The organism is Streptomyces sp. NPDC002130 (assembly GCF_040296465.1).
Classification (GTDB): Bacteria; Actinomycetota; Actinomycetes; order Streptomycetales; family Streptomycetaceae; genus Streptomyces.
On sequence record NZ_JBEOXI010001259.1, the window covers coordinates 1 to 1,043 of the forward strand.

The window sequence follows — 1,043 nt, forward strand, 5'->3', positions numbered from 1 at the left end:
CGTGCATGTGTGCCGCGGGTGCGTTGCGGGGAGTGCCGGAATCGATGACGGCGACGCTGCGCCGAGCGCGCCCCAACACCAGGGCTGCGCTGAGTCCGGCGGCTCCACCACCGATGATCACGGTGTCGAGGACCTGTGTTTCAGTGTGTGTTCGCATGAGCACAGGTTGCCCGCGAACGAGACAGCTCAGCAACTATTGTTGCCATTTCTGGGAATCGTCGTCAGACTCGGACCATGAATGTCAACGGCCCGCACATCGATGCCGCCATCTCGCAGATAGGCGCGCGCCTCAAACGCATTCGTACACAGCGCAATGTCACGCTCACGGCGCTGTCCGAGACCGGTATCTCGAAGAGCACCCTGTCGAGGCTCGAAGCGGGGGAGCGTCGCCCGAGTTTGGAGTTGCTGCTCCCGATCGCGCTCGCCCACCAAGTGCCGTTGGACCAGTTGGTGGCGGCGCCACAGGTCGCCGATCCGCGTATCCAGAGTGCGCCTCGAAGCGTCAGTGGGCGAACGGTCTTGCCGCTGACTCGGCAACCGGGTGGGCTGCAGGCATTCAAGATGACCATCCCGGCAAACCAGACCGAGCCGAATCCGCAGGTGCATGACGGCTATGAATGGCTGTACGTGTTGTCGGGGAAGCTGAGATTGGTGTTGGCCGATCACGACATCATCATGGGAACGGGTGAAGCTGCTGAATTCGACACCCGAAATCCGCATTGGTTCGGCAGTGACGGCAAAGGCCCGGTCGAAGTGCTGAGTCTGTTCGGCCCACAAGGAGAACGCATTCACGTTCGGGCCAAGCCTTCGGCGAAGTGACGGAAAGTCATACTTTCATGCGATGCTGCCGGAGGCGACGTGGACAGTGAGGGATCTGTGCGAATCGAAACTGACGACCTGAGCCGGGACGCGGTCCGGGCTCTCCTGGCCGAGCACCTCGCGGACATGCACCGCTTTGTCGAAAAAGTCAAGAAAAGGCAGATAGTTCGTACTTTAGACGCAACGCCAGGGCGATTTACCTCCACTGGAAGTCGGAAAACCGG

The 1,043-nt window shown here is 60.9% G+C and carries 2 protein-coding genes; one reads left to right on the top strand and one right to left on the bottom strand.

Going from position 1 to position 1,043, the window contains the following annotated elements:
• Positions 1-157 (bottom strand): FAD-dependent oxidoreductase (locus tag ABT116_RS50095; RefSeq protein WP_351648482.1); only part of this gene is annotated, 157 nt, incomplete at its 3' end.
• A 77-nt stretch (positions 158-234) separates the two neighbouring features.
• Here ABT116_RS50095 and ABT116_RS50100 point away from each other — a divergent pair.
• A complete protein-coding gene (locus tag ABT116_RS50100) occupies positions 235-819 on the top strand; it encodes a helix-turn-helix domain-containing protein (protein ID WP_351648479.1) in 585 nt (194 codons plus the stop codon).
• Positions 820-1,043: the final 224 nt, after the last annotated feature.